General features: G+C 40.8%; 41 protein-coding genes and 1 tRNA gene. 37 read left to right on the top strand and 5 right to left on the bottom strand.

The genetic code is table 11. The annotated features are described in order from the left end of the window. Window positions 1–5: 5 nt before the first annotated feature. Both FFM67_RS02765 and FFM67_RS02760 read right to left on the bottom strand, forming a co-directional pair. Window positions 6–329: a DUF960 domain-containing protein gene (locus FFM67_RS02765; RefSeq protein ID WP_137613112.1), complete on the bottom strand. Its 324-nt coding sequence runs from the start codon at window positions 327–329 to the stop codon at window positions 6–8. A 201-nt stretch (window positions 330–530) separates the two neighbouring features. Then, entirely contained in the window at window positions 531–1,148 is a 618-nt protein-coding gene (locus FFM67_RS02760; protein ID WP_137613111.1) for a 50S ribosomal protein L25/general stress protein Ctc, read from the bottom strand. A 524-nt stretch (window positions 1,149–1,672) separates the two neighbouring features. Here FFM67_RS02760 and FFM67_RS02755 point away from each other — a divergent pair. The 3 genes from FFM67_RS02755 (at window position 1,673) to udk (ending at window position 3,784) form a co-directional block, all read left to right on the top strand. Continuing rightward, window positions 1,673–2,389 carry a 16S rRNA pseudouridine(516) synthase gene (locus FFM67_RS02755; RefSeq protein WP_137613110.1) on the top strand — a complete coding sequence of 239 codons (717 nt, stop codon included), beginning with the start codon at window positions 1,673–1,675 and terminating at the stop codon, window positions 2,387–2,389. 11 nt (window positions 2,390–2,400) lie between these two features. Further along, entirely contained in the window at window positions 2,401–3,087 is a 687-nt protein-coding gene (locus FFM67_RS02750; protein WP_137613109.1) for a YjjG family noncanonical pyrimidine nucleotidase, read from the top strand. Between the two features lie 70 nt (window positions 3,088–3,157). Further along, window positions 3,158–3,784 carry a uridine kinase gene (gene udk / locus FFM67_RS02745; protein ID WP_137613108.1) on the top strand — a complete coding sequence of 209 codons (627 nt, stop codon included), beginning with the start codon at window positions 3,158–3,160 and terminating at the stop codon, window positions 3,782–3,784. Between the two features lie 100 nt (window positions 3,785–3,884). On the opposite strand, the gene FFM67_RS02740 is transcribed toward udk, so the two are convergent. From FFM67_RS02740 to rpiA, 3 genes are all read right to left on the bottom strand, one after another. Continuing rightward, window positions 3,885–3,968: transfer RNA gene (locus FFM67_RS02740), tRNA-Leu, on the bottom strand. Window positions 3,969–4,074: 106 nt separating this feature from the next. Then, complete coding sequence (gene gpmA, locus FFM67_RS02735; RefSeq protein WP_137613107.1) at window positions 4,075–4,761, bottom strand: 2,3-diphosphoglycerate-dependent phosphoglycerate mutase; 687 nt, start codon at window positions 4,759–4,761, stop codon at window positions 4,075–4,077. A 172-nt stretch (window positions 4,762–4,933) separates the two neighbouring features. Next, a complete protein-coding gene (gene rpiA, locus FFM67_RS02730) occupies window positions 4,934–5,614 on the bottom strand; it encodes a ribose-5-phosphate isomerase RpiA (RefSeq protein WP_137613106.1) in 681 nt (226 codons plus the stop codon). 413 nt (window positions 5,615–6,027) lie between these two features. Here rpiA and rpsL point away from each other — a divergent pair, with 413 nt between their 5' ends. The 34 genes from rpsL to rplQ all read left to right on the top strand — a co-directional run bounded on the left by rpsL (window position 6,028) and on the right by rplQ (window position 25,719). Further along, entirely contained in the window at window positions 6,028–6,441 is a 414-nt protein-coding gene (rpsL, locus tag FFM67_RS02725; RefSeq protein WP_010742744.1) for a 30S ribosomal protein S12, read from the top strand. Between the two features lie 46 nt (window positions 6,442–6,487). Further along, window positions 6,488–6,958, top strand: coding sequence for a 30S ribosomal protein S7 (gene rpsG, locus FFM67_RS02720; RefSeq protein ID WP_071861733.1), 471 nt, complete (start codon window positions 6,488–6,490; stop codon window positions 6,956–6,958). A gap of 78 nt (window positions 6,959–7,036) precedes the next feature. Next, window positions 7,037–9,121, top strand: a complete 2,085-nt coding sequence (fusA, locus tag FFM67_RS02715) for an elongation factor G (protein ID WP_137613105.1) — start codon at window positions 7,037–7,039, stop codon at window positions 9,119–9,121. A 163-nt stretch (window positions 9,122–9,284) separates the two neighbouring features. Then, window positions 9,285–10,472, top strand: coding sequence for an elongation factor Tu (gene tuf, locus FFM67_RS02710; RefSeq protein WP_137613104.1), 1,188 nt, complete (start codon window positions 9,285–9,287; stop codon window positions 10,470–10,472). Between the two features lie 169 nt (window positions 10,473–10,641). Further along, a complete protein-coding gene (locus FFM67_RS02705; protein WP_137613103.1) occupies window positions 10,642–11,394 on the top strand; it encodes a type 1 glutamine amidotransferase domain-containing protein in 753 nt (250 codons plus the stop codon). A gap of 288 nt (window positions 11,395–11,682) precedes the next feature. Next, window positions 11,683–11,991: a 30S ribosomal protein S10 gene (gene rpsJ, locus FFM67_RS02700; RefSeq protein ID WP_010756438.1), complete on the top strand. Its 309-nt coding sequence runs from the start codon at window positions 11,683–11,685 to the stop codon at window positions 11,989–11,991. A gap of 21 nt (window positions 11,992–12,012) precedes the next feature. Continuing rightward, window positions 12,013–12,642 (top strand): 50S ribosomal protein L3, encoded by a 630-nt coding sequence (gene rplC, locus FFM67_RS02695; protein ID WP_071861729.1) that lies wholly within the window; start codon window positions 12,013–12,015, stop codon window positions 12,640–12,642. Window positions 12,643–12,670: 28 nt separating this feature from the next. Further along, entirely contained in the window at window positions 12,671–13,294 is a 624-nt protein-coding gene (gene rplD, locus FFM67_RS02690) for a 50S ribosomal protein L4 (protein ID WP_137613102.1), read from the top strand. Then, entirely contained in the window at window positions 13,294–13,584 is a 291-nt protein-coding gene (locus tag FFM67_RS02685) for a 50S ribosomal protein L23 (RefSeq protein ID WP_071861727.1), read from the top strand. The genes rplD and FFM67_RS02685 overlap by 1 nt, the downstream gene beginning before the upstream one ends. A gap of 37 nt (window positions 13,585–13,621) precedes the next feature. Further along, window positions 13,622–14,452, top strand: coding sequence for a 50S ribosomal protein L2 (gene rplB / locus FFM67_RS02680; RefSeq protein WP_071861726.1), 831 nt, complete (start codon window positions 13,622–13,624; stop codon window positions 14,450–14,452). A 42-nt stretch (window positions 14,453–14,494) separates the two neighbouring features. Next, window positions 14,495–14,773, top strand: a complete 279-nt coding sequence (rpsS, locus tag FFM67_RS02675) for a 30S ribosomal protein S19 (protein WP_137613101.1) — start codon at window positions 14,495–14,497, stop codon at window positions 14,771–14,773. A gap of 21 nt (window positions 14,774–14,794) precedes the next feature. Then, complete coding sequence (gene rplV, locus FFM67_RS02670; protein WP_137613100.1) at window positions 14,795–15,142, top strand: 50S ribosomal protein L22; 348 nt, start codon at window positions 14,795–14,797, stop codon at window positions 15,140–15,142. A gap of 13 nt (window positions 15,143–15,155) precedes the next feature. Next, complete coding sequence (gene rpsC, locus FFM67_RS02665) at window positions 15,156–15,812, top strand: 30S ribosomal protein S3 (RefSeq protein WP_071861724.1); 657 nt, start codon at window positions 15,156–15,158, stop codon at window positions 15,810–15,812. A 2-nt stretch (window positions 15,813–15,814) separates the two neighbouring features. Then, window positions 15,815–16,249, top strand: coding sequence for a 50S ribosomal protein L16 (gene rplP / locus FFM67_RS02660; protein ID WP_010742757.1), 435 nt, complete (start codon window positions 15,815–15,817; stop codon window positions 16,247–16,249). Further along, the gene (gene rpmC / locus FFM67_RS02655) at window positions 16,239–16,430 is read left to right on the top strand and encodes a 50S ribosomal protein L29 (RefSeq protein WP_071857881.1); all 192 of its coding nucleotides are present in this window, start codon (window positions 16,239–16,241) and stop codon (window positions 16,428–16,430) included. The genes rplP and rpmC overlap by 11 nt, the downstream gene beginning before the upstream one ends. 21 nt (window positions 16,431–16,451) lie before the next feature. Then, window positions 16,452–16,718: a 30S ribosomal protein S17 gene (gene rpsQ / locus FFM67_RS02650; protein ID WP_137613099.1), complete on the top strand. Its 267-nt coding sequence runs from the start codon at window positions 16,452–16,454 to the stop codon at window positions 16,716–16,718. Between the two features lie 55 nt (window positions 16,719–16,773). Further along, a complete protein-coding gene (rplN, locus tag FFM67_RS02645; protein WP_010782054.1) occupies window positions 16,774–17,142 on the top strand; it encodes a 50S ribosomal protein L14 in 369 nt (122 codons plus the stop codon). A 35-nt stretch (window positions 17,143–17,177) separates the two neighbouring features. Next, the gene (gene rplX / locus FFM67_RS02640) at window positions 17,178–17,489 is read left to right on the top strand and encodes a 50S ribosomal protein L24 (RefSeq protein ID WP_071861723.1); all 312 of its coding nucleotides are present in this window, start codon (window positions 17,178–17,180) and stop codon (window positions 17,487–17,489) included. 26 nt (window positions 17,490–17,515) lie between these two features. Next, window positions 17,516–18,055: a 50S ribosomal protein L5 gene (gene rplE, locus FFM67_RS02635; protein ID WP_071861722.1), complete on the top strand. Its 540-nt coding sequence runs from the start codon at window positions 17,516–17,518 to the stop codon at window positions 18,053–18,055. Between the two features lie 17 nt (window positions 18,056–18,072). Next, window positions 18,073–18,258 (top strand): type Z 30S ribosomal protein S14, encoded by a 186-nt coding sequence (locus FFM67_RS02630; RefSeq protein WP_028020384.1) that lies wholly within the window; start codon window positions 18,073–18,075, stop codon window positions 18,256–18,258. Window positions 18,259–18,290: 32 nt separating this feature from the next. Further along, complete coding sequence (gene rpsH / locus FFM67_RS02625) at window positions 18,291–18,689, top strand: 30S ribosomal protein S8 (RefSeq protein ID WP_016179477.1); 399 nt, start codon at window positions 18,291–18,293, stop codon at window positions 18,687–18,689. A 31-nt stretch (window positions 18,690–18,720) separates the two neighbouring features. Further along, on the top strand, window positions 18,721–19,257 hold the full coding sequence (rplF, locus tag FFM67_RS02620) for a 50S ribosomal protein L6 (protein WP_071861721.1): 537 nt from the start codon (window positions 18,721–18,723) through the stop codon (window positions 19,255–19,257). Between the two features lie 52 nt (window positions 19,258–19,309). After that, the gene (rplR, locus tag FFM67_RS02615) at window positions 19,310–19,666 is read left to right on the top strand and encodes a 50S ribosomal protein L18 (protein WP_083507461.1); all 357 of its coding nucleotides are present in this window, start codon (window positions 19,310–19,312) and stop codon (window positions 19,664–19,666) included. A 20-nt stretch (window positions 19,667–19,686) separates the two neighbouring features. Next, window positions 19,687–20,187, top strand: a complete 501-nt coding sequence (gene rpsE, locus FFM67_RS02610) for a 30S ribosomal protein S5 (protein WP_071861720.1) — start codon at window positions 19,687–19,689, stop codon at window positions 20,185–20,187. 14 nt (window positions 20,188–20,201) lie between these two features. Continuing rightward, on the top strand, window positions 20,202–20,381 hold the full coding sequence (gene rpmD / locus FFM67_RS02605; RefSeq protein WP_010747202.1) for a 50S ribosomal protein L30: 180 nt from the start codon (window positions 20,202–20,204) through the stop codon (window positions 20,379–20,381). A 41-nt stretch (window positions 20,382–20,422) separates the two neighbouring features. Further along, entirely contained in the window at window positions 20,423–20,863 is a 441-nt protein-coding gene (rplO, locus tag FFM67_RS02600) for a 50S ribosomal protein L15 (protein WP_010742768.1), read from the top strand. Further along, entirely contained in the window at window positions 20,863–22,164 is a 1,302-nt protein-coding gene (gene secY, locus FFM67_RS02595) for a preprotein translocase subunit SecY (RefSeq protein ID WP_071861719.1), read from the top strand. Before rplO ends, secY begins: the two co-directional genes overlap by 1 nt. Before the next feature lie 139 nt (window positions 22,165–22,303). After that, a complete protein-coding gene (locus tag FFM67_RS02590; RefSeq protein WP_137613098.1) occupies window positions 22,304–22,951 on the top strand; it encodes an adenylate kinase in 648 nt (215 codons plus the stop codon). Window positions 22,952–23,125: 174 nt separating this feature from the next. Beyond that, window positions 23,126–23,344 (top strand): translation initiation factor IF-1, encoded by a 219-nt coding sequence (gene infA, locus FFM67_RS02585; protein ID WP_010742771.1) that lies wholly within the window; start codon window positions 23,126–23,128, stop codon window positions 23,342–23,344. 33 nt (window positions 23,345–23,377) lie between these two features. Then, entirely contained in the window at window positions 23,378–23,494 is a 117-nt protein-coding gene (gene rpmJ / locus FFM67_RS02580; RefSeq protein WP_010742772.1) for a 50S ribosomal protein L36, read from the top strand. A gap of 18 nt (window positions 23,495–23,512) precedes the next feature. Beyond that, entirely contained in the window at window positions 23,513–23,878 is a 366-nt protein-coding gene (rpsM, locus tag FFM67_RS02575; protein WP_084133244.1) for a 30S ribosomal protein S13, read from the top strand. Window positions 23,879–23,902: 24 nt separating this feature from the next. Continuing rightward, on the top strand, window positions 23,903–24,292 hold the full coding sequence (gene rpsK, locus FFM67_RS02570) for a 30S ribosomal protein S11 (protein ID WP_071861716.1): 390 nt from the start codon (window positions 23,903–23,905) through the stop codon (window positions 24,290–24,292). A gap of 80 nt (window positions 24,293–24,372) precedes the next feature. Continuing rightward, window positions 24,373–25,311: a DNA-directed RNA polymerase subunit alpha gene (locus tag FFM67_RS02565; protein ID WP_010747196.1), complete on the top strand. Its 939-nt coding sequence runs from the start codon at window positions 24,373–24,375 to the stop codon at window positions 25,309–25,311. Between the two features lie 27 nt (window positions 25,312–25,338). Further along, window positions 25,339–25,719: a 50S ribosomal protein L17 gene (rplQ, locus tag FFM67_RS02560; protein ID WP_137613097.1), complete on the top strand. Its 381-nt coding sequence runs from the start codon at window positions 25,339–25,341 to the stop codon at window positions 25,717–25,719. Window positions 25,720–25,958 lie beyond the last annotated feature (239 nt).

Here is a 25,958-nt window from a genome sequence, read left to right as displayed (position 1 = left end):
CTGTATTAGCGTTGACGAATTTCACTTGGTAATAAAATGGTTTGGCGACTGCCATCATCATATGCATAGACTTCTTGTGGAAATTCATTAGAAAAACCAAACGGCAAATCAATCCCCATTTCAACATCATTGTCTTCTTGCGAGAAGTGCATCGTGACCCGACCATTATTGTTGATTAAATCAAAACTTAACATGTTGTCTAATGGGATCAAGCCCTTCAAGTCTAAGTCAATGATATACCAGATACTATCTATCAGCTCGCCGGGCAAGCTGGACACCACACCGACAGAGGCATACCGACTTTTTTTTGAATCAAAAGTTTCAAACATAGATTTTTCCTCCTTTAGTTGGAATCACTTACTTATAGTATAACTTAAAGTAAGCTTGTAGTGACTTATTGTAATTCTTTTTACCAAAAAAGACCACTCATAGTACTTGGAATCTGAAAAACTAAAAAACTTTCTTCATATGAAGAGGGCTGTGGAAAATAAAAAGAGGCGTAGCAAATGATTGCCCGCCTCATTCATTCGTTATTCTGCTGCGTCTTCACCAATTACTTCTGGTTCAGCACCTTCAGCTGCAGGTTCTTCTTCAGGAACTTCTTGCGCTTCTTGGATCGATGCGATTTGTTCTTCAGCATCTGTTACGACTGTGTAGTCCGCGTTTTTAGGAAGATCGCCGATTGAAATAGAGTCGCCGATTTCTAAACCAGAGATATCTACGTCGATTCCTTCTGGTAATTTTTCTGGTGTTGCAGAAATCGTTACGGTGTAAAGTGTTTGTGTTAAGATACCGCCTGCTTTTACCCCAGCAGCGTCACCAACTAAGTTAAGTTCTGTTTCAGCTTCTGTTTCTTCAGAAAGGTTAACAGATAATAACTCGATATGTGTTAAATGACGAGTAAAGGTATCTGTTTGGGCATCACGCAATAAGGCGTTGACTTTCTTGCCACCAAGTTCAAAAGCGAATACAGTGTTTGTTCCGTTTTCCCGAAGTAATTTTGAGAATTCACGTTCGTCGACGGCGATCGGTGTACTTTCGACCTTGTAGCCATTTACGACTGCGGGAACCTTTCCTTCGTGACGCAATTTGTTGCGTAGGGAACGGGGACGTGTTGCTCTTTCTTCTACTTTCAATGATACTGCCATAACCAAATTCCTCCTTAAAATGTGACTGTCTGTGGTTGACCAGACAGGTTTTATTCAAGTGATGGGTTATTCTCAGCACGATGGCTTTACGTAAAAATACGCAAAAGGACAGCTGTTTACGCAGCTGCCCCAAAAAAGTCTAAGTTCAACTTTCTCTACCAGGTCATTACGCTGTGTATGAGAAACCTTTGACACGTAACGTGTCGATTCACTTAATTTTTAATGCAAATCTCTGACTTGCATAATTAAATTCTAGGACTTCTGTCATTAAAAAGCAAGCGAGAGGGGTTCGAAAAAAATGTTTGGCTTCTTTTATATGAGTTAGAGAATAGGATTGCGCCTTGTGGTTAGGGGATTTAACTACGTATCTTTTAGTTAAGAAAGTTTTTTTAAAAAATCGATCCAGCCATGCATTTAAAACAATCAGCTCCCGTGTTACTAATTTTGGAAAAATCGTTCCTTTTAGCTGAGATAGCTGGGAAATTTCTGTATAATAAAGCCGATATGTTTGAAGGAGTTTAGCCATGCGTTTAGATAAATTAATTGAAGAACAATTACACACGAGCCGCAAAGAAATGAAACGACTTTTTTTAAGTAGAAAAGTTTTGATTGATGATCAGCTGGAAATGAATCCTCAGCGGAATGTGGATAGTCAACTGCACAAGATTGAAGTCGCTGGCCAGCAACTTCAAACCAAGCATGTCTATTATTTATTGAATAAACCGGCAGGGGTAGTCACTGCCAAAAAGGACGCGCGGTTTCAGACAGTTACTGAATTAGTCGCGGAACATGAACGGCCAGCGGATTTATATCCGGTAGGCCGACTAGATCGCGATACGACTGGTTTATTATTATTAACAGATAATGGCCAGTTAGGCTATGCTCTTTTGCAGCCGGGGTCAAAGGTTCAAAAGACCTATCTCGCCACTGTGAATGAAAAAGTGACGGCTGAGGATGTAGCCGCCTTTGCACAAGGAATTGTTTTTCATGGGGGGATCGTTTGTCAGCCTGCGAACTTGGAGATTTTGTCTGCAGAGGCGAATGAGTCCCGCGTTCGTTTAACCATTCAAGAGGGCAAGTTCCACCAAGTCAAAAAAATGTTCTTAGCCTGTGGTAAAAAAGTGACGGCGCTATCCCGCGTGGCAATGGGTCCTTTACGTTTGCCACCGGAACTTGCGGCAGGAGAGTATCGTGGGTTAACAGAATCAGAATTACAACGATTAAAAAAATATTTTAGATAGAAGGTTTGTTTATGCGATACGAAACAATTTTATTTGATATTGATGATACCTTATTAGATTTTAAAGCAGCGGAAGAACAAGCATTGAGCTGGCTATTCCAAGACATGGGTGTGGAACCTTCGTTGGCTGTCAAAAATGCGTATAAAGAAATGAACCAAGGCTTTTGGCGGGACCATGAGGCGGGGCTCCTTTCGCGGCAGGATTTGTTAGACAATCGTTTTCGATTATTTTTTGAACAATATGAACGAGCGGTCGATGGTCCGAAAACAGAAGCACGCTATCGCCAGTACTTAAATCAAGGCCACCAGCTGATGGAGAATAGTTTGGAAGTCGTTCAGCGATTAAGCCAAACAGAAGCGCTGTATATTGTGACTAACGGCGTCTCGGTCACACAGCATCAACGGTTGGAAAAATCTGGATTGGCCCCTTATTTTAAAAAGTTCTTTATTTCTGAGGAGATGGGTGTGCATAAACCGATGAAGGAATTTTTCGATCAAGTATTTGCTGAGATCCCTCAAATCAATAAAGATAAGACCGTGATCATTGGTGATTCCTTAACATCAGATATAAAGGGTGGACAAGTGGCGGGAATCGATACGATTTGGATGAATCCTGCGCAAAAAACGGCGACGATCATCGAACCAACGTATCAGATTAGAGAATTAACCGACCTTTATCAGATTTTAGAAGATTTTTGATATTTTGATAGTAATTTGACTGTGTTTCGCTATAATAGGACTAATGAAAAACGAAAGAGGTTTTATTTGCATGAAAAACAAGCCGATCATTATTGGTGTAACGGGCGGATCTGGAAGTGGAAAAACAAGTGTCAGCCGTGCGATTTACAATCGGTTTCCTAATCATTCGATTATGATGTTGGAGCACGATTCTTATTATAAAGACCAAAGCGATATCAGCTTTGAAGAACGTCTATCAACAAATTACGATCATCCTTTTGCTTTTGATACGGATTTACTGATTGACCACTTAAAAGAATTAACTAATTATCAATCGGTAGAAGTGCCGATCTACGATTACGTAGCCCACACTCGCAGTAATGAAGTGTATGTTCAAGAACCCAAAGAAGTGATTATTCTAGAAGGAATTTTGATTTTGGAAGATGAACGCTTGCGGGATATGATGGATATTAAAATTTACGTTGATACGGACGATGACATTCGAATCATTCGTCGGATCAAACGGGATATGAACGAACGAGGACGGACATTAGAGTCAGTCATCGAACAATATTTGACCGTTGTCAAACCGATGTACCACCAGTTTATCGAACCAACCAAACGCTATTCAGATATCATCGTGCCAGAAGGCGGCGAAAATCACGTAGCGATTGACTTGATTGCAACTAAAGTCGCTAGTTTTTTAAATCATGAATAAAAGAGAAGGTTTGACAGCTTTTGTCGGACGTTTCTTTTTACGCAAAAAAGGGTGCCTCGAGAATCATTTCCGAGGCACCTTTTTTCTAGCATTTTTAGAATGCGGCCGAGAAGACTCGAACTTCCACGGTATTGCTACCACTAGCGCCTGAAGCTAGCGCGTCTGCCAATTCCGCCACGACCGCAAATCGTAAATAAAGTACATTTCTATTCTAGCACAAAAAAATAGTCACGCCAGCTTTTGAATACGATCAAATAAAAAAACCGACTCATCTCTGAGCCGGAAAAATTTTATAAGTAGTATTTTTTAGCAACAGTTAAGTCATCGTTCAAGTCATAAACTAATGGTTGACCTGTTGGGATTTCTAAGTCCATGATATCATCATCAGAAATGCCTTCGATGTGTTTCGCTAATGCACGTAATGAGTTACCGTGAGCAGCAACTAAAACTGTTTTGCCATCTTTCAAGGCAGGAGCGATTTCGTCTTGCCAGAAAGGCAATGCGCGTTCCAAAGTAACTTTCAAGTTTTCGCCACCAGGAATGTCGCGAGGGTCTAACATTGAATAACGACGGTCTTGAGCTGCTGAACCTTCGTCAGTTGCTTCCATCAATGGAGGCAATACGTCGTATGAACGGCGCCAGATGTGAACTTGTTCGTCACCGTATTTTTCAGCGGTTTCTTTTTTGTTCAATCCTTGTAATTTACCGTAGTGACGTTCGTTTAAGCGCCAAGATTTGATTGTTGGTACCCAAAGTTGGTTAGAGTATTCTAAAATGTAGTCACACGTTTTGATCGCACGAGTTAAAACAGAGGTATAAGCTACATCAAATTCAATTCCTGCTTCTTTGATTTTACGGCCGCCTTCTTTTGCTTCTTCGACACCTTCTGGAGCCAAATCAACGTCTGCCCAGCCAGTAAATTGGTTCAATTTGTTCCATTCACTTAAGCCGTGACGAGAAAAAACTAATTTTGGCATATTATTCTCTCCTTTTGAAATTTCTGAAATTTTCAATTCCTGAATCATTGTACAATTTTTTTTGCGAGATTTCCATTAAATCGCGTGTCTTTTCGATTAATTAGGGAAGATTTACAAATTATCTGACCAAAAATATGAACCTGGTCGTTGTCATAAAAAACGATTTTTCAGATTATCGAGTAGGGACTTCTAGTGTTTTTGGTCCTTCCGGGGTGCCCACGATCACGCGTGAAATCATGTCAATAAATAAACCGTGCTCAACAACACCGACATAGTTGTCCAGTTCGTCGGCTAATGCACGAGGGTCTTCAATCACCTCTAAATGAAAATCGATAATATGATGGCCGCCGTCAGTTAATAAAATTTCTCCGTCATCTGTTTTGCGCCATGTAGGATGGTAACCTTTTGCTTCAAATAGGCGGAAGAGATTATGACTACCGAAAGGCACGACCTCCACTGGTAATGGGAAAGCCCCCAGCTTATTGACCATTTTACTTTCGTCTACGATCCAGATACATTCTTTAGAATAGGTAGCCACTACTTTTTCAAAGAGTAATGCTGCGCCACCACCTTTAATTCCTTGAAAGTCTTCGCTGATTTCGTCAGCGCCGTCGACGGTTAAGTCTACAGATTCCACTTCATCGATGGCTTTTAATGGAATGCCCAGCTCTTTTGCTTGTTCTTCAGTTCGAGTAGAAGTAACCACCCCTGTGATCTGCAAGTTTTCCTCTTTAACTCTCCGTCCTAATTCTTTTACGAAATAGTATGCTGTCGACCCTGTCCCCAGCCCCACGATCATACCATCTTTGACATACGTTGCTGCTTCAATACCAACCAATTCTTTCAAATTCATTGAAATATCCCACCTTCTAATAAGTTTACGTTTATTGTAATCGCAAAAAAAAGAAAAAGATAGCCTTTTCAGTATAAATAACTAAAAAGATGGAACCTCTTTATTCCGCTGTTTAAACGCATTTTTCTACACAAAGTAAAGGGAATAAAAATTTTCTTATTTTATTAAAAAGAAAAGAGAGGAAGGAAAAAATTTATTTGTGAGAAAAAAGTCTTTAGAGTTTGTTGACAGCTAAAACTAACCGTGGTATGCTATCAAAGGTGCTTTGTGAACAGGTCTCTCAAATGAGACGTGCTGACTGTGTCGAAGTACGCTTGATAGAGAATGCAGGGATGCATTATTTTTTATCGCTGAAAAAGAACCACCAGGATGTGTGGTACTAGACAGTGAATCGAGGAAGGAGGAAACAAGGAATGCCTACAATTAATCAATTAGTACGTAAACCTCGTAAATCAAAGGTGGAAAAATCAAATTCACCAGCATTGAACAAAGGATATAACAGCTTTAAAAAAGCTCAAACAAACGTGAACTCACCACAAAAACGTGGAGTTTGTACACGTGTGGGGACTATGACACCTAAAAAACCTAACTCAGCGTTACGTAAATATGCTCGTGTTCGTTTGTCAAACTTAATCGAAGTAACAGCTTATATCCCAGGGATCGGTCATAACCTACAAGAACATAGTGTTGTTCTTTTACGTGGTGGTCGTGTAAAAGACTTACCAGGGGTACGTTACCATATCGTTCGTGGTGCACTAGATACTGCCGGTGTTAACGATCGTAAACAAAGCCGTTCTAAATACGGTACTAAAAAACCTAAAGCTTAAATCAAACGAATAGATAAAGACATATTTTCGGAAGGAGGAGTTACGTATGACTCGTAAAGGAATGATTGCAAAACGCGACGTTTTGCCAGATCCTATGTATAACTCTAAGCTAGTAACTCGTTTGATCAACCGTGTAATGGTTGACGGAAAACGTGGTACTGCTACAAATATCGTATACAGCGCTTTTAATACAATCAAAGAATCAACAGGAAATGATCCATTGGAAGTTTTCGAACAAGCAATGGAAAACATCATGCCTGTACTAGAAGTTAAAGCTCGCCGTGTTGGGGGTTCGAACTATCAAGTACCAGTTGAAGTACGTCCAGAACGTCGTACTACTTTAGGCTTACGTTGGGTTGTGAACTACGCTCGTTTACGCGGCGAACACACAATGGAAGAACGTTTAGCAAAAGAATTGATGGATGCTGCAAACAACACTGGAGCTTCTGTTAAAAAACGCGAAGATACACACAAAATGGCGGAAGCCAACCGTGCATTTGCTCATTATCGTTGGTAAGATTTTTTTGCCGGCTTTGGCCGGCAAAAAAAGACTCAACTGTACTACATTTAATTTAAGAGAGGAGCAAACTAAGAAATGGCAAGAGAATTTTCTCTAGACAATACACGTAATATCGGGATCATGGCCCATGTCGATGCAGGTAAAACGACAGCGACTGAGCGTATCTTGTACTACACTGGTAAAATCCATAAAATTGGTGAAACCCACGAAGGGGCTTCTCAAATGGACTGGATGGAACAAGAACAAGAACGTGGGATTACGATCACTTCTGCTGCGACAACTGCACAATGGAAGGGTCACCGCGTAAACATCATTGATACCCCAGGACACGTGGACTTCACAATCGAAGTTCAACGTTCATTACGTGTACTTGATGGTGCGGTAACTGTTTTGGACTCACAATCAGGTGTGGAACCACAAACAGAAACTGTTTGGCGTCAAGCAACAGAATACCAAGTTCCACGTATCGTATTCTGTAATAAAATGGATAAAATCGGTGCGGACTTCCTTTATTCAGTAAGCACTTTACATGATCGTCTACAAGCGAATGCTCATCCAATCCAATTACCAATTGGTGCTGAAGATGACTTCACTGGGATTATCGACTTAGTTAAAATGAAAGCTGAAATCTACACAAACGACTTAGGAACTGAAATCCAAGAGACTGAAATTCCTGAAGAGTATAAAGAACAAGCAGAAGAATGGCGCGAAAAATTAGTAGAAGCAGTTGCTGATACTGATGAAGACCTAATGATGAAATTCTTGGAAGGTGAAGAAATCACTGAAGAAGAATTAAAAGCAGGTATCCGTAATGCTACTCTATCTGTAGACTTTTACCCAGTTCTATGTGGATCAGCCTTCAAAAACAAAGGTGTTCAATTGATGTTGGATGCAGTCATCGACTATCTTCCAGCACCAACTGACGTTAAAGCAATCCAAGGTTTCAACCCTAAAACAGACGAAGAAACAGAACGTCCAGCTGATGATTCAGCACCATTCTCATCACTAGCGTTTAAAGTTATGACTGACCCATTCGTAGGTCGTCTAACATTCTTCCGTGTTTATTCAGGTGTCTTGAACTCTGGTTCATACGTGTTAAATGCTTCTAAAGGCAAACGCGAACGTATCGGACGTATCCTACAAATGCACGCGAATACTCGTAAAGAAATCGAAACGGTTTACTCTGGAGATATCGCAGCAGCTGTTGGTTTGAAAGATACAACAACTGGGGATACACTTTGTGATGAAAAAGCGCCAGTTATCTTAGAATCAATCGAATTCCCTGATCCAGTTATCGAAGTTGCTGTTGAACCTAAATCAAAAGCTGACCAAGATAAAATGGGTATTGCTTTACAAAAACTTGCTGAAGAAGATCCTTCATTCCGCGTTGAAACAAACGTTGAAACTGGCGAAACTGTTATCGCTGGTATGGGTGAACTTCACTTAGACGTCTTAGTTGACCGTATGCGTCGTGAATTTAAAGTCGATGCTAACGTCGGCGCGCCGCAAGTATCTTATCGTGAAACATTCCGTGCTGCGACAAATGCAGAAGGTAAGTTTGTACGTCAGTCTGGTGGTAAAGGTCAATACGGTCACGTATGGGTCGAATTTACGCCAAACGAAGAAGGTGCTGGCTTCGAATTCGAAAATGCAATTGTCGGTGGTGTGGTTCCTCGTGAATACATCCCAGCAGTTGAAAAAGGATTAGAAGACGCAATGGCTAATGGTGTCTTAGCTGGCTATCCATTAGTTGATATTAAGGCAAAACTTTATGATGGTTCATACCATGATGTCGATTCAAATGAAACGGCCTTCCGTGTGGCTGCGTCTATGGCGCTACGTGCTGCTGCGAAGAAAGCGAAACCTGCAATCCTTGAACCAATGATGAAAGTGACGATTACTGTTCCAGAAGATTACTTAGGTGATGTTATGGGTCACGTAACTGCTCGTCGTGGACGTGTTGAAGGAATGGAAGCGCATGGTAACTCACAAATCGTTAACGCTATTGTACCGTTAGCTGAAATGTTTGGTTATGCAACAACGCTTCGTTCTTCTACTCAAGGACGCGGAACATTCATGATGGTCTTTGACCACTATGAAGATGTACCGAAATCAGTACAAGAAGAAATTATTAAGAAAAACGGCGGAAAAGCTGAATAATTCTTAAAAGGTAAATGAATTTTGATTGAATTTCTACTAAAGCATCTATATTTTTAGTGGGAATTCATGTAAAATTACTTACTGATGATATAGGGTCGTGTCGCTAATAGCGGCACGGACTTATCAGATAAAAAACTAACTCAATTCAGGAGGAACATTTTAAATGGCTAAAGAAAAATTTGACCGTTCAAAACCCCATGTAAACATTGGTACTATCGGACACGTTGACCATGGTAAAACAACTTTAACTGCTGCAATTACAACTGTACTTGCTAAACAAGGCGGAGCGGAAGCAATGGATTACGCTCAAATCGACGGAGCACCTGAAGAACGCGAACGCGGAATCACTATCAACACTGCTCACGTAGAATACGAAACAGAAAACCGTCACTATGCTCACGTTGACTGCCCAGGACACGCGGACTACGTTAAAAACATGATCACTGGTGCCGCTCAAATGGACGGAGCGATCTTAGTCGTTTCTGCTGCTGATGGCCCTATGCCTCAAACACGTGAACACATCTTGTTATCTCGTAACGTTGGTGTTCCTTACATCGTTGTATTCTTAAACAAAATGGATATGGTTGATGACGAAGAATTACTAGAATTAGTTGAAATGGAAGTTCGTGACTTATTGTCAGAATACGACTTCCCAGGCGACGACACTCCAGTTATCGCTGGTTCAGCTTTGAAAGCCTTAGAAGGCGACCCTTCATACGAAGAAAAAATCTTAGAATTAATGGCTGCTGTTGACGAATATATCCCAACACCAGTTCGTGATACTGACAAACCATTCATGATGCCAGTCGAAGACGTATTCTCAATCACTGGTCGTGGTACTGTTGCAACTGGTCGTGTTGAACGTGGACAAGTTCGCGTCGGCGATGAAGTTGAAATCGTAGGTATTGCTGAAGCAACTGCTAAAACAACTGTTACAGGTGTTGAAATGTTCCGTAAATTGTTAGACTACGCTGAAGCAGGCGATAACATCGGTGCATTATTACGTGGTGTTGCACGTGAAGACATCCAACGTGGACAAGTATTAGCTAAACCAGCTTCAATCACTCCACATACAAAATTCTCTGCAGAAGTTTACGTTTTAACGAAAGAAGAAGGCGGACGTCACACTCCTTTCTTCACTAACTACCGTCCTCAGTTCTACTTCCGTACAACTGACGTAACTGGTGTCGTTGATCTACCAGAAGGTACTGAAATGGTAATGCCTGGTGATAACGTAACTATGGAAGTTGAATTAATCCACCCAATCGCGATCGAAGACGGAACTCGTTTCTCTATTCGTGAAGGCGGACGTACTGTTGGTTCAGGCGTTGTATCTACAATCCAAGCTTAATCAACCTTACAGTTAAATTGTGCTCATACGTAAAGAGTCATCGGCTTGCCGATGACTCTTTTTTTATTAAGTGGTAATTTTTTAAATGGGTTATTGTGAAGAAGATTCGTTTATAGCCTTTGATTAATTTAGTAGGATAGAGGAAAGTTTTTTTAAGGAGAGAAATAAAATGATTCTTATACCATTACCTCGCTATGGCTTTGACCCAACGGAAGCGTCGATACCGTGGAAATATTTGTCTGAACGAGGCGTGAAGATTGTTTTTGCCACGCCAGATGGGAAGCCCGCGGTAACGGATGAACGATTGATTACAGGCAAAGGTTTCGGACCCTTCAAAAAATTCTTGATGGCAGCGCCGGAAGCAATCGCTGCATATCGAGAAATGGTTAGGGGCAGTGCTTTCCAGCAACCGATTCAATACACGGCGATTGCTACGGAAAAGTATACGGCGATTTTATTACCCGGTGGTCACGATAAAGGAATGAAGACGTATTTGGAATCGAGCGTTTTACAAGGGAAGGTCGCAGAATTTTTTGCGTACCAAAAATTAGTTGGTGCAATTTGTCATGGTACTGTTTTGGCAGCGCGGGCAACGGATCAGCAAACGAAACGTTCCGTTCTGTATGAGTATCAAACGACTGGGCTGTTGAAGAATCAGGAAATGGGGGCATATTATTTAACAGCTTTATGGCTGAAGGATTATTACCGAACCTATCCCGTGACGGTGGAAGCGGAAGTGAAATCGGCTCTAAGATCCTCAACGCAATTCCACACGGGAAAGTTTTCATTAGGAAGAGATTCTGAAACAGATGAGTCACCGGCGCTAGTCGTAGAGGATCGGAATTATCTTTCTGCTCGTTGGCCAGGAGATGCGCATACGTTCGCGAAAAAATTTTTTCAACAATTGCAAAAGATGGAATAAGTTGCTTATTTATATAGAAGGAAAATAATTTTGTTTAGCGTTGTTTTCTGAAAACAACAGGAAAAATCAGATTTTGACTAGAAAATCCTTGCAATCGTAGACCTCCTATTATATAATCATAAAGGTGCTGTTTACAGAAGTGTGAAACACACTGGGGGGTTCATAAAAGAATCCGCCGGCTTTGAAACGAGAGGTTGCGACACGCCCGGACGCTTTGCCACGAACGAGCGTGACGGAGATTTTCGTGGAGCTATGTCTACTTTTAAAATAGGCGAAGGAGGGAACAAGATGGCAAAACAAAAAATTCGTATCCGTTTAAAAGCGTATGAACATGGTATTTTAGATCAATCAGCGGATAAAATCGTGGAAACTGCAAAAAGAACTGGAGCTAGTGTATCTGGTCCAATTCCATTACCAACTGAACGCAGTCTTTACACAGTTATTCGTGCGACTCATAAATACAAAGATTCACGCGAACAATTCGAAATGCGGACTCACAAACGTCTAATCGACATTGTGAACCCAACACCGAAGACAGTCGATGCTTTAATGAAGCTTGACTTACCATCAGGTGTGAATATTGAAATCAAACTATAATAAGAAGATGGAGGTGTAATCATGACCAAAGGAATCTTAGGGAAAAAAGTGGGAATGACACAAATCTTCACTGAATCTGGCGAACTTATTCCAGTTACTGTAATCGAAGCTACTCCAAACGTTGTTTTACAAGTGAAAACAATGGAAAACGATGGTTACGAAGCAGTTCAATTAGGTTACCAAGATATGCGTGAAGTTTTGTCTAACAAACCTGCGAAAGGTCATGTTGCAAAAGCAAACACGGCTCCTAAGCGCTTCATTCGAGAATTCAAAGATGTTGAGCTAGGAGACTATGAAGTAGGTAAAGAAGTGAAAGTTGATACTTTCCAAGCTGGAGACATCATTGATGTTACCGGAACGACTAAAGGTAAAGGATTCCAAGGCGTTATCAAACGTCACGGACAAAGCCGCGGCCCAATGGCTCACGGTTCTCGTTACCACCGTCGTCCTGGATCTATGGGTCCTGTTGCACCAAACCGTGTATTTAAAAATAAAAAATTAGCTGGCCGTATGGGTGGCGATCGCGTAACAATTCAAAACCTTGAAGTTGTTCGTGTTGACGCTGAACGTAACGTTATCTTAGTTAAAGGCAACGTACCAGGCGCTAAAAAATCTTTAATCACTATCAAATCAGCTGTAAAGGCTAAATAATTCGTTATAGGAAAGGAGGAACTAAGGAATGCCAACTGTAGCATTATTCAAACAAGATGGAACTCAAAACGGTGACATCACTTTAAATGAAGAAATCTTCGGAATCGAACCTAATGAAAGTGTTGTATACGATGCAATCGTGATGCAACGTGCTTCATTAAGACAAGGAACACACGCTGTGAAAAATCGTAGCGCAGTTCGTGGCGGTGGCCGCAAACCATGGCGTCAAAAAGGAACTGGACGTGCTCGTCAAGGTTCTATCCGTTCACCACAATGGCGTGGAGGTGGTATCGTCTTCGGACCTACACCACGTTCATACAGCTACAAACTTCCTAAAAAAGTTCGTCGCTTAGCAATCAAATCTGTTTTATCAGAAAAAGTTGCGGAAAATAACTTAGTTGCTGTTGAAGCGTTAAGCTTTGAAGCTCCTAAAACAAAAGAATTCAAACAAGTTCTTACTGGCTTGTCAATTGATTCTAAAGTATTGGTTGTATTGGAAACAGAAAACGAAGTTGCAGGCTTAGCTGCTCGTAACTTGTCAAACGTAACTGTAACTACTTCAAACAACGTTACTGTATTAGATGTAGTCGCTAATGATAAAATCTTAGCAACGCAAACTGCTCTTACTCAAATTGAGGAGGTGCTTGCATAATGAACTTACTAGACGTAATCCAACGCCCAGTGATCACTGAAAAATCGATGTTAGACATGGATGAAAAGAAATATACTTTCGAAGTGGACACTCGCGCGAATAAAACTTTAGTTAAACAAGCGGTTGAAGCTGCGTTTGACGTAAAAGTTAAAAACGTAAACATTATGAATGCTAAACCAAAAGCAAAACGTATGGGTAAATACCAAGGCTTCACTAAAAAACGTCGCAAAGCTGTTGTGACTTTAACTGAAGACTCAAAAGAAATCCAGCTTTTCGACGCTGCTGAATAAGCACAAGATTAGCGATTAATACAGGAGGGAAACAGACGTGGCGATTAAGAAGTATAAACCAACCACAAATGGCCGTCGTAATATGACAAGTTCTGATTTCGCTGAAATCACAACTTCAACACCTGAAAAAACGTTGTTAGAGCCATTAAAAAACAATGCCGGTCGTAACAACAACGGTCGCATCACTGTACGTCATCAAGGTGGCGGACATAAACGTCAATACCGTGTTATCGACTTCAAACGTAACAAAGATAACGTGGTTGCTACAGTTAAAACGATCGAATACGATCCAAACCGTTCAGCAAACATTGCATTAGTTCATTATACAGACGGAGTGAAAGCTTATATCTTAGCCCCTAAAGGCTTAGAAGTTGGCATGACAGTCGTATCTGGAACAGATGCAGATATCAAAATCGGAAATACATTACCACTTGAAAACATTCCAGTTGGTACTGTTATCCACAACGTTGAAATGAAACCAGGCAAAGGCGGACAATTAATCCGTTCAGCTGGTACAAGTGCTCAAGTACTTGGTAAAGAAGGAAAATACGTATTAGTACGTTTAAACTCTGGCGAAGTTCGTATGATCTTAGCTACTTGCCGTGCAACTATCGGTTCTGTTGGTAACGAACAACACGAATTGATTAACATCGGTAAAGCGGGTCGTTCTCGTTGGATGCGCAAACGTCCAACTGTACGTGGTAGCGTAATGAACCCTAACGATCACCCACACGGTGGTGGTGAAGGTAAAGCTCCAGTCGGACGTAAAGCTCCGGTATCTCCATGGGGTCAACCTGCATTGGGCTACAAAACACGTAATAAGAAAGCTGCATCAGACAAGCTTATTATTCGTCGTAAGACTAAATAATCAATTTGACTATGTGTCGCATATTTTGAGAGGAGGTACACCATGGGTCGTAGTTTGAAAAAAGGACCTTTCGCTGATGATCATTTGATGAAAAAGGTCGAAGCGCAACAAGGTGTTGAAAAGAAAAAAGTTATTAAAACTTGGTCTCGTCGTTCAACAATTTTCCCTAACTTTGTAGGATTTACAATTGCTGTTTATGACGGACGCAAACATGTACCAGTTTACATCCAAGAAGACATGGTAGGACATAAATTAGGTGAATTTGCACCATCAAGAACATATCGTGGGCATGCTGCTGACGATAAGAAAACAAAACGTTAATACTGAGGGGAGGATATCAACATGGCAGAACAAATTACATCAGCTAAAGCAATTGCGAAGACAGTTCGCACTTCTCCTCGTAAAGCACGTATAGTAATCGATCTTATCAGAGGAAAAAGCGTAGCAGAAGCAATTTCAATTTTGAAATTCACACCAAACAAATCTGCAGGAATCATTGAAAAAGTAATGATGTCAGCAGTTGCTAACGCAGAAAACAACTTTGACTTAGATGTTGAAAACTTGGTAGTTTCTGAAGCATTTGTTAACGAAGGACCGACAATGAAACGTTTCCGTCCACGTGCAAAAGGTTCAGCTTCACCAATCAACAAACGTACAAGTCATATTACCGTTGTGGTATCAGAAAAATAAGGAGGGATAATCAGTGGGACAAAAAGTAAATCCTATTGGAATGCGTGTAGGCATCATCCGTGAGTGGGATGCTAAATGGTATGCCGAAAAAGAGTATGCTGAATTTCTACACGAAGATTTGAGAATCCGTAAGTTCATCGCAACTAGACTTGCTGATGCCGCTGTGTCAACTGTTGAAATCGAACGCGCTGCAAACCGCGTAAACATTTCAGTTCACACTGCTAAACCTGGTATGGTTATCGGTAAGGGCGGTTCTGAAGTCGAAAGCCTAAGAAAAGAATTAAATAAATTAACTGGTAAACGAGTTCACATCAACATCGTTGAAATCAAAAAACCAGATTTAGATGCAAAATTAGTCGGCGAAGGTATTGCACGTCAATTAGAAAACCGTGTTGCTTTCCGTCGTGCGCAAAAACAAGCGATCCAACGCACAATGCGTTCAGGCGCTAAAGGAATCAAAACTCAAGTATCTGGTCGTTTGAATGGTGCGGATATCGCTCGTTCAGAAGGATACTCTGAAGGAACAGTTCCTCTTCATACATTGCGTGCCGACATCGACTACGCTTGGGAAGAAGCAAACACAACATACGGAAAACTAGGAGTTAAAGTGTGGATTTACCGTGGAGAAATTCTTCCTACAAAGAAAAACACTGAGAAAGGAGGGAAATAAGCATGTTAGTACCTAAACGTGTAAAACACCGTCGTGAATTCCGTGGAAAAATGCGCGGAGAAGCTAAAGGCGGTAAAGAGATTGCTTTTGGTGAATTCGGCTTACAAGCTGTAGAATCACATTGGATCACCAACCGTCAAATCGAAGCTTCACGTATCGCTATGACTCGTTACATGAAGCGTGGTGGGAAAGTATGGATCAAAATTTTCCCTCATAAATCATATACATCTAAAGCGATCGGCGTACGTATGGGTAAAGGTAAAGGTGCTCCTGAAGGATGGGTTTCACCAGTTAAACGCGGCAAGATCATGTTTGAAATCGCCGGTGTTCCTGAAGAAGTAGCTCGCGAAGCATTACGTCTTGCTTCTCACAAATTACCTATGAAAACGAAGATCGTAAAACGTGAGGAAATGGGTGGTGAATCGAATGAAGGTTAAAGAAATCAGAGAATTAACCACTGCCGAAATGCTAGATCAAGAAAAACAATTAAAAGAAGAATTGTTCAATCTTAGATTTCAATTAGCAACAGGTCAATTAGAAAACACTGCACGTATTAAAGAAGTACGTAAATCGATTGCACGCATTAAAACTGTGTTGCACGAACAAGCTGACAAATAGTGGAAGGAGGCCATTTCCAGTATGACTGAAGAAAGAAATCAACGTAAAGTTTATCAAGGACGCGTGGTATCTGATAAAATGGAAAAAACGATCACTGTTGTCGTTGAAACCCAAAAGAATCACCCAATCTACGGTAAACGTATGAAGTATTCTAAAAAATACAAAGCTCACGATGAAAACAATGAAGCAAAAATTGGTGATATCGTGAAAATCATGGAAACTCGTCCATTATCAGCTACCAAACGTTTCCGTCTGGTTGAAATCGTTGAAAAAGCAGTGATTATCTAATCACACGAGATTTTCCTATATAGATGTTTTTTAAATCTGAAAGGAGGATACACAAGTGATCCAAGCAGAAAGCCGTTTAAAAATCGCGGACAACTCAGGCGCCCGTGAAATTTTAACTATTAAAGTTCTTGGCGGATCTGGTCGCAAAACTGCCAATATCGGTGATGTGATTGTTGCTACGGTTAAACAAGCAACGCCAGGTGGTGTTGTCAAAAAAGGTGAAGTTGTCAAAGCCGTTATCGTTCGGACTAAATCAGGCGCTCGCCGTACTGATGGTTCTTACATCAAATTTGATGAAAATGCAGCTGTTATCATTCGTGATGACAAGAGCCCAAGAGGAACACGTATCTTCGGACCTGTCGCTCGTGAACTACGCGAAGGCAATTTCATGAAGATCGTTTCATTGGCACCGGAAGTATTATAATCGAAAGATTCAACCAAAGGAGGTGCGCAACAGTAATGTTCGTTAAAAAAGGCGATAAAGTAAAAGTTATCTCTGGTAAAGACAGAAATAAAGAAGGCGTAGTTTTAGAAGCCCTTCCTAAAAAAGATAAAGTCGTTGTTGAAGGCGTTAATGTCGTTAAAAAACATCAAAAAGCCTCTCAAACTGCCCCTCAAGGCGGTATCGTTGAGGTCGAAGCACCAATTCACGCTTCAAATGTTATGGTCATCGACCCTTCAAATGGAGAAGCGACACGCGTTGGCTACAAAGTGGTTGACGGCAAGAAAGTCCGCGTTTCTAAGAAAACCGGCGAAACTCTAGATAAATAATTAAACAAGGAAGGAGGATCTTATAGATGAACCGCCTAAAAGAAAAATTTGTAAGTGAAATTACACCATCTTTGATGGAAAAATTTAACTATGATTCAGTTATGGAAGTTCCTAAAGTTGAGAAAATCGTCATCAACATGGGTGTTGGTGATGCGGTATCAAACGCAAAAAACTTAGACAAAGCTGTTGAAGAATTAGCCTTGATCGCTGGTCAAAAACCAATCATCACAAAAGCTAAAAAATCAATCGCTGGTTTCCGTTTACGTGAAGGAATGCCTATCGGTGCGAAAGTAACACTACGCGGAGAAAGAATGTATGAATTCTTAGACAAATTAGTGACTGTGTCACTTCCACGTGTACGTGACTTCCACGGAGTAAGCAAAAAATCCTTTGATGGCCGCGGTAACTTTACTTTAGGTGTAAAAGAACAATTGATCTTCCCTGAAGTAGATTATGATTTAGTTGATAAAGTCCGTGGTATGGATATCGTTGTTGTTACAACTGCGAAAACCGACGAAGAATCACGTGAATTATTAACACAACTTGGAATGCCATTCCAAAAATAATCAAGGAGGCGAAAAAATTGGCTAAAAAATCAATGATTGCTAAAAATAAACGCCCTGCAAAACATTCAACGCAAGAATACACTCGCTGCGAACGTTGCGGACGTCCACATTCAGTTTATCGTAAATTTCATCTTTGCCGTATTTGCTTCCGCGAACTTGCCTACAAAGGTCAAATTCCCGGCGTGAAGAAAGCAAGCTGGTAAAATAAACTCGCATAAAGGAGGTAAACAGTTCAATGGTCATGACAGATCCAATTGCAGATTTTCTAACTCGTATTCGTAATGCCAACATGGTAAAACACGATACAGTTGAAGTACCTGCTTCAAAAATCAAACGTGACATCGCCGAAATCCTTAAACGTGAAGGTTTCGTACGTGATGTTGAATATATCGAAGATGACAAACAAGGCATGATCCGTGTGTTCCTTAAATACGGTAAAAATGACGAACGTGTTATCACGAACTTAAAACGTATCTCTAAACCAGGCTTACGTGCTTACGTCAAAGCTGACGAAGTACCAAAAGTATTAAACGGTTTAGGTATCGCAATCATCTCTACTTCTGAAGGTTTAGTAACTGATAAAGAAGCAAGAGGCAAAAACGTCGGCGGCGAAGTCTTAGCTTACGTTTGGTAATATCAAACAATCCATGAGGAGGTGTCTTTAAGTGAGCCGTATTGGTAATAAATTAGTCGTTTTACCTGCTGGAGTTGAAGTAACTCAAAACGGAAACGATGTAACTGTTAAAGGACCTAAAGGTGAATTAACGCGTACTTTTTCTTCTGATATCAAAATGAGCATCGAAGGAAACGAAGTAACGTTCACTCGTCCAAACGACAGCAAAGAAATGAAAACAATCCACGGAACAACTCGTGCAAACTTCAATAACATGGTTGTTGGTGTTTCAGAAGGGTTCCAAAAAGCATTAGAATTAATCGGGGTTGGGTACCGTGCGCAATTACAAGGATCAAAACTTGTATTGAACGTTGGTTACTCTCACCCAGTTGAGATCGTAGCACCAGAAGGCGTTACAATCGAAGTTCCTGCGAATACGCAAGTAATCGTTAAAGGATCAAACAAAGAAGTAGTAGGCGAATTAGCTGCGAAAATCCGCGGAACTCGTCCTCCAGAACCTTATAAAGGCAAAGGTATTCGTTATGTTGGCGAATATGTACGTCGTAAAGAAGGTAAAACTGGTAAATAGTAGGTCAAACCTACTTGCGGCCTAGGCCAGCTTAAACAAAGAGGTGACAATTGTGATTTCAAAACCAGATAAAAATAAGACACGCCAAAAACGCCACATGCGCGTTCGCGGTAAGATCTCTGGTACTGCTGAGTGCCCACGCTTGAACGTTTTTCGTTCTAACAAAAACATCTACGCGCAAGTAATTGATGACGTAGCGGGTGTGACGCTTGCAAGTGCCTCTGCCTTGGATAAAGAAATTTCAGGTGGAACAAAAACTGAACAAGCACAAGCTGTTGGGAAACTAGTAGCAGAACGTGCTTCTGAAAAAGGTATTAAGAAAGTAGTCTTTGACCGTGGTGGATACCTTTACCATGGCCGTGTAGCAGCTTTAGCTGAAGCAGCACGCGAAAATGGACTAGAATTTTAGGAGAAGGAGGAACACCATTCATGGTTTATATCGATCCAAATCATTTGGAATTAGAAGACCGCGTAGTAGCGATCAACCGTGTTACTAAAGTTGTTAAAGGTGGACGTCGTCTACGTTTTGCGGCATTAGTTGTTGTCGGTGACAAAAACGGTCACGTAGGCTTTGGTACTGGTAAAGCTCAAGAAGTACCTGAAGCGATTCGTAAAGCAATCGAAGATGCTAAGAAAAACCTAGTCGAAGTACCGATGGTAGGAACAACGCTTCCTCACGAAGTTATTGGTGTATTCGGCGGCGGACGTATCTTGATGAAACCTGCTGTAGAAGGTGCCGGAGTTGCTGCTGGTGGACCAGTTCGTGCCGTCTTGGAATTAGCTGGCGTTGCCGATGTAACTTCTAAATCTTTAGGTTCAAACACACCAATCAACGTTGTTCGCGCAACTGTTGAAGGATTGACTCAATTGAAAAAAGCAGAAGACGTTGCGGCATTACGTGGCATCTCTGTAGAAAACTTAGCTAATTAAGGAGGACGAATGTAATGGCTGAATTAAAAATTACTTTAAAACGCAGTATTATCGGACGTCCTCAAAACCAACGTGACACTGTTAAAGCGTTGGGTCTGAAAAAAATGAACAGCACTGTCGTTAAACCTGCTAATGATGCAATCAAAGGTATGGTTAACACTGTCTCTCATTTAGTGGACGTAGAAGAAGTTTAATCAAATAATGATGATTACAATCTAAGGAGGTGCCCTATATAATGAAACTTCATGAATTACAACCTGCCGAAGGTTCACGTAAAGTTCGCAATCGCGTTGGACGTGGTACTTCATCAGGTAACGGAAAAACATCTGGACGTGGTCAGAAAGGTCAAAAGGCTCGTTCAGGCGGTGGTGTGCGTTTAGGTTTTGAAGGTGGTCAAACGCCTTTATTCCGTCGTTTACCAAAACGTGGATTTACGAATGTAAACCGCAAAGAGTACGCTGTAATCAATTTAGATGTCTTAAATCGTTTTGAAGACGGAACTGAAGTAACTCCTGTTGCTCTAGTTGAAGCTGGAATCGTGAAAAACGAAAAAGCCGGAATCAAAGTTTTAGGAAACGGATCATTAGACAAAAAGCTAACCGTTAAAGCAGCGAAATTCTCGAAACATGCTCAAGAAACAATTGAAGCTGCTGGTGGTTCAATCGAGGTGATTTAATGTTCAAACTTTTAAAGGATTCTTTCAAAGTTCAGAACATCCGATCACGGATTTTGTTCACCGTTTTAATGCTTCTAGTTTTTAGGCTAGGTGCTCAGATTACTGTACCAGGAGTTGACGCACATGGGTTGCAAGGCCTGAGCGAGATGCCCTTTTTCAGAATGTTGAATTTGGTCAGCGGCTCAGCTATGCAAAACTTTTCGATCTTCTCGATGGGGGTTTCCCCTTATATCACTGCTTCAATTGTCATTCAATTGTTGCAGATGGATATTGTTCCTAAGTTCGTTGAATGGTCAAAACAAGGGGAAGTTGGACGTAAGAAGTTGAATCAAGCGACACGCTATTTGACTTTAGTTTTGGCTTTCATTCAGTCTGTTAGTATTACAGCTGGATTTGATTATTTTGCGCAATTTGGTTTTGTGCCAAATCGCAATGTTCAAACCTTCGTTACGATTGGCTTGATTCTAACAGCCGGTACCATGTTTGTTACCTGGCTGGGTGAACAAATCACTGAAAAAGGAATTGGAAATGGTGTTTCGATGATTATCTTTGCAGGGATTATTTCCCGCTTACCGCAAAGTATCAAAGATATCTTCGATGATTATTTCGTAAATATCGATCCTAGTGATATTTGGAAGTCAGTGATTTTCGTGGTGATTTTATTGATTGCTATTATCTTGATTGTCGTTTTTGTAACGTACTTTCAACAAGCAGAAAGAAAAATCCCTATTCAATATACTAAGCAAGTCGCAGGAGCACCAACGAGCAGTTATCTACCATTAAAAGTAAATGCTGCCGGTGTTATCCCAGTTATCTTTGCCAGCTCGTTTATTGCGACGCCCAATGCGGTATTGCAAGCATTAGCTAGCAGATACCAAGCGGAAGGCTGGTACGATGTTTTAACGAAGTTATTTAGTTATAACACAGTCCCAGGCGCTGCGATTTATACTGTTCTGATTGTTGCTTTCACCTTCTTCTATGCGTTTGTTCAGGTCAATCCTGAAAAATTAGCAGAGAACTTACAAAAGCAAGGAAGTTATATTCCTCGTGTAAGACCAGGTAAAGGAACGGAAGAATATGTTTCTGCAATTTTGATGCGTTTAAGTGTGGTAGGTGCTATTTTCTTAGGACTGATCGCCTTGATTCCAATTATCGCGCAAATGGTTTGGAACTTGCCCCAATCAATCGGTTTGGGTGGTACAAGTCTTTTGATCGTAGTCGGTGTTGCATTAGAAACTGCAAAACAACTAGAAGGACTCATGCTGAAACGACGCTATGTCGGCTTCATGGATGGAGAATAGATTCGTGTGTTGAGGGTTTTCCTCAACGCCGGTCTTTACCAATTTTACTACTTGCTCAGGCAAGTGAGTAAAAAGTATGCGTACTAAATGAAAAGATGATTTTTCATCGGGCGTATACAAATATTTAGGAGGGAAAACAATGAACCTGATCTTAATGGGACTGCCTGGAGCAGGCAAAGGAACACAAGCAGAAAGAATCGTTGCAACGTACAATATTCCACACATCAGCACGGGGGATATGTTCCGAGAAGCAATCAAAAACGAGACAACACTCGGATTGAAAGCAAAATCATATATGGATGCAGGGGATTTGGTTCCAGATGAAGTTACGAACGGTATCGTTAAGGAACGTTTAGCTCAACAAGACACTGAAAAAGGTTTCTTGCTGGATGGATTTCCTCGTACTTTAGATCAAGCCAAGGCATTAGCTGAAATGTTAACCGACTTGAACAAAAAGATTGATGCTGTAATTGACATTCAAGTAGCAGAAGACGTGTTAGTTGAACGTTTAGCAGGACGCTTCATGTGCCGTAATTGTGGCGCAACTTATCATAAAATCTTCAACCCTACGAAAGTAGAAGGAACTTGCGACCGCTGTGGTAGTCATGAGTTTTATCAACGTGAAGATGATAAGCCTGAAACAGTTAAAAATCGTTTAGCTGTCAATGTTAAAAACAGCGAACCGATTTTAGCTTATTACAATGAAGAAGGTTTGTTATATCCAGTAAATGGAGATCGTGAAATTGATGCCGTATTTGCGGATGTAGAAAAGATTATCAATAAATAATTTGCCTACCAACTTGAGATGCAGTTTATCTTGCCAAGTTCGATGTTTTATGATAGAATTTGTCAGTCCGACTTCTAGCTATTTTAGGAGTTAGCTTAAGAATTAAGGTGGGAACTGCAGTTTCCGCCATTTTATCGTGTGAAAATGCGAAACAACTACAAGGAGGTACTCTGCGTGGCAAAAGAAGATATGATTGAAATCGAAGGAACAGTCGTCGAAACTTTGCCGAATGCAATGTTTAAAGTCGAATTGGAAAACGGACACGAAGTTCTTGCACACGTATCTGGTAAAATCCGGATGTATTACATTCGAATCTTACCTGGAGATAAGGTTACAGTAGAACTTTCTCCCTATGATTTGAGCCGTGGTCGCATTACCTATCGCTTTAAGTAAGTTGTACTCCGTAAAACTTCAGGAGGTATAATCATGAAAGTAAGACCATCAGTAAAACCAATGTGTGAACATTGTAAAGTTATTCGTCGTAATGGACGAGTTATGGTGATTTGCCCAGCAAACCCAAAACATAAACAACGTCAAGGATAATTGGAGGTGTAATTAAGTATGGCTCGTATTGCAGGAGTAGATATTCCTCGTGATAAACGCGTAGTAATTTCCCTTACTTATATTTTCGGTATTGGTAATACTACAGCGAAACAAATTTTAGCCGATGCAGGTGTTTCTGAAGATGTTCGTGTACGTGACTTAACGAACGAACAAACAGATGCTATCCGTGCTGAAGTTGATAAATTAAAAGTTGAAGGCGATCTTCGTCGTGAAACCAACTTAAACATCAAGCGTTTGATGGAAATCGGTTCTTACCGTGGAATCCGTCATCGTCGTGGCTTGCCAACTCGTGGACAAAACACGAAGAACAACGCTCGTACTCGTAAAGGCCCAGCTCGCGCTATTGCCGGCAAGAAAAAATAATTAGTGAAGGAGGTATAAATCTTCATGGTAGCAAAGAAAGTTAATCGTAAACGTCGTGTGAAGAAGAATATTGAAACAGGTATTGCTCATATTCATTCGACTTTCAATAATACAATCGTCATGATTACTGATGCTAGCGGAAACGCATTGGCATGGTCATCTGCAGGTTCATTAGGCTTCAAAGGTAGTAAAAAATCTACACCTTTCGCTGCTCAAATGGCTGCTGAAACAGCAACAAAAGCTGCAATGGAACATGGATTGAAAAGTGTTGAAGTCACTGTTAAAGGACCTGGTTCTGGTCGTGAAGCAGCGATTCGTTCATTGCAAGCAACTGGTTTAGAAGTAACTGCAATTCGTGACGTGACTCCAGTACCTCATAATGGATGCCGCCCTCCAAAACGCCGTCGTGTTTAATGAGTGCCTCTTTTCTATGAGTTTTACAGGAACGTCATTGAACAAGACACTTTTCGTTTTGAAAGGGGTAAAAGACAAGAATGATTGAATTCGAAAAACCAAGAATCACAAAAATTGATGAAGACAGAGATTATGGCAAGTTCGTTGTTGAACCTTTGGAAAGAGGTTATGGAACTACTTTAGGTAATTCTCTACGTCGTATTCTACTTTCTTCTTTACCAGGCGCAGCCATTACTAATATTCAAATCGATGGGGTGTTACACGAATTCTCAACCATCAAAGGTGTACGTGAAGACGTGGTGCAAATCATCTTGAATATCAAAGGTTTGGCGTTGAAATTATTCGCCGAAGAAGAAAAAACCCTTGAGATCGATATTACTGGACCAGCTACTGTCACTGCCGGCGATATTATCGTTGACAGCGACGTTGAAATCTTGAATAAAGATATGTACATTTGTACGGTTGCTGAAGGTGCGACATTTCATGCTCGCCTAACAGTAAAACCTGGTCGAGGCTATGTTCAAGCAGACGAAAATAAAAAGGAAGATATGCCAATCGGTGTCCTTCCGGTCGATTCTATCTACACACCAGTTCGTAAAGTAAACTACCAAGTTGAAAATACTCGGGTTGGTCGTCGTGATGATTTCGATAAATTAACGATGGAAATTTGGACTGACGGATCGATCATTGCTCAAGAAGCATTGAGTCTTGCAGCGAAAATTTTAACTGAACATTTAGATATTTTTGTTAATCTGACTGATGAAGCGAAAAATGCTGAAATCATGGTAGAAAAAGAAGAGACACAAAAAGAAAAAATGCTAGAAATGACCATCGAAGAACTAGACTTGTCTGTACGTTCGTATAATTGCTTGAAACGTGCCGGAATTAATACGGTTCAAGAATTAACGAATAAGTCTGAACCTGAAATGATCAAAGTACGTAATTTAGGCCGTAAATCACTTGAAGAAGTGAAAGCTAAATTACATGATCTTGGTTTAGGACTACGTAAAGACGATTAATATTGTTGACAAAGGAGGGAAACCTACGTGAGTTACCGTAAATTAGGACGCACATCTAGCCAACGTAAAGCAATGTTGCGTGACTTAACAACTGACTTAATTATCAACGAACGTATCGTTACGACTGAAGCTCGTGCGAAAGAAGTTCGTTCAACTGCTGAAAAGATGATTACCTTAGGAAAACGCGGGGATCTTCATGCACGTCGTCAAGCTGCTAGCTTTGTACGTAATGAAATCGCTGATGTTCGCGAAGAAAACGAAGCAATCGTTGTTGAATCTGCATTACAAAAATTATTCAACGACATCGCTCCTCGTTACGCTGAACGTCAAGGAGGATACACTCGTATCTTAAAAACTGAACCTCGTCGCGGCGACAACGCCCCTATGGTTGTTTTAGAACTTGTATAATAATCACTCTTCACTTTATAGATGATTCTTTTAGAGTGTTATGATGTTGGAGATTTTTCTCCGAGTCTAGCTCAGCGCCGCTTCCCAGATTGTCTGGGAAGCCGGCACTCATCATAAAGTGTTTTTTTATACCCAAAATTGCTGTCATGACAGATCGGTATACAAAAGCATTTTATCGAGCATCAAGGATTGATAAAATGAAGCTTTTTTGCTAGGCTTAGAACAGATTTGCAAAGAAG

It is taken from the genome of Enterococcus viikkiensis, assembly GCF_005405345.1.
GTDB lineage: Bacteria > Bacillota > Bacilli > Lactobacillales > Enterococcaceae > Enterococcus_A > Enterococcus_A viikkiensis.
The sequence above is the reverse complement of the archived record's forward strand: the minus strand, read 5'-3'. Positions and strand labels throughout refer to the sequence as shown.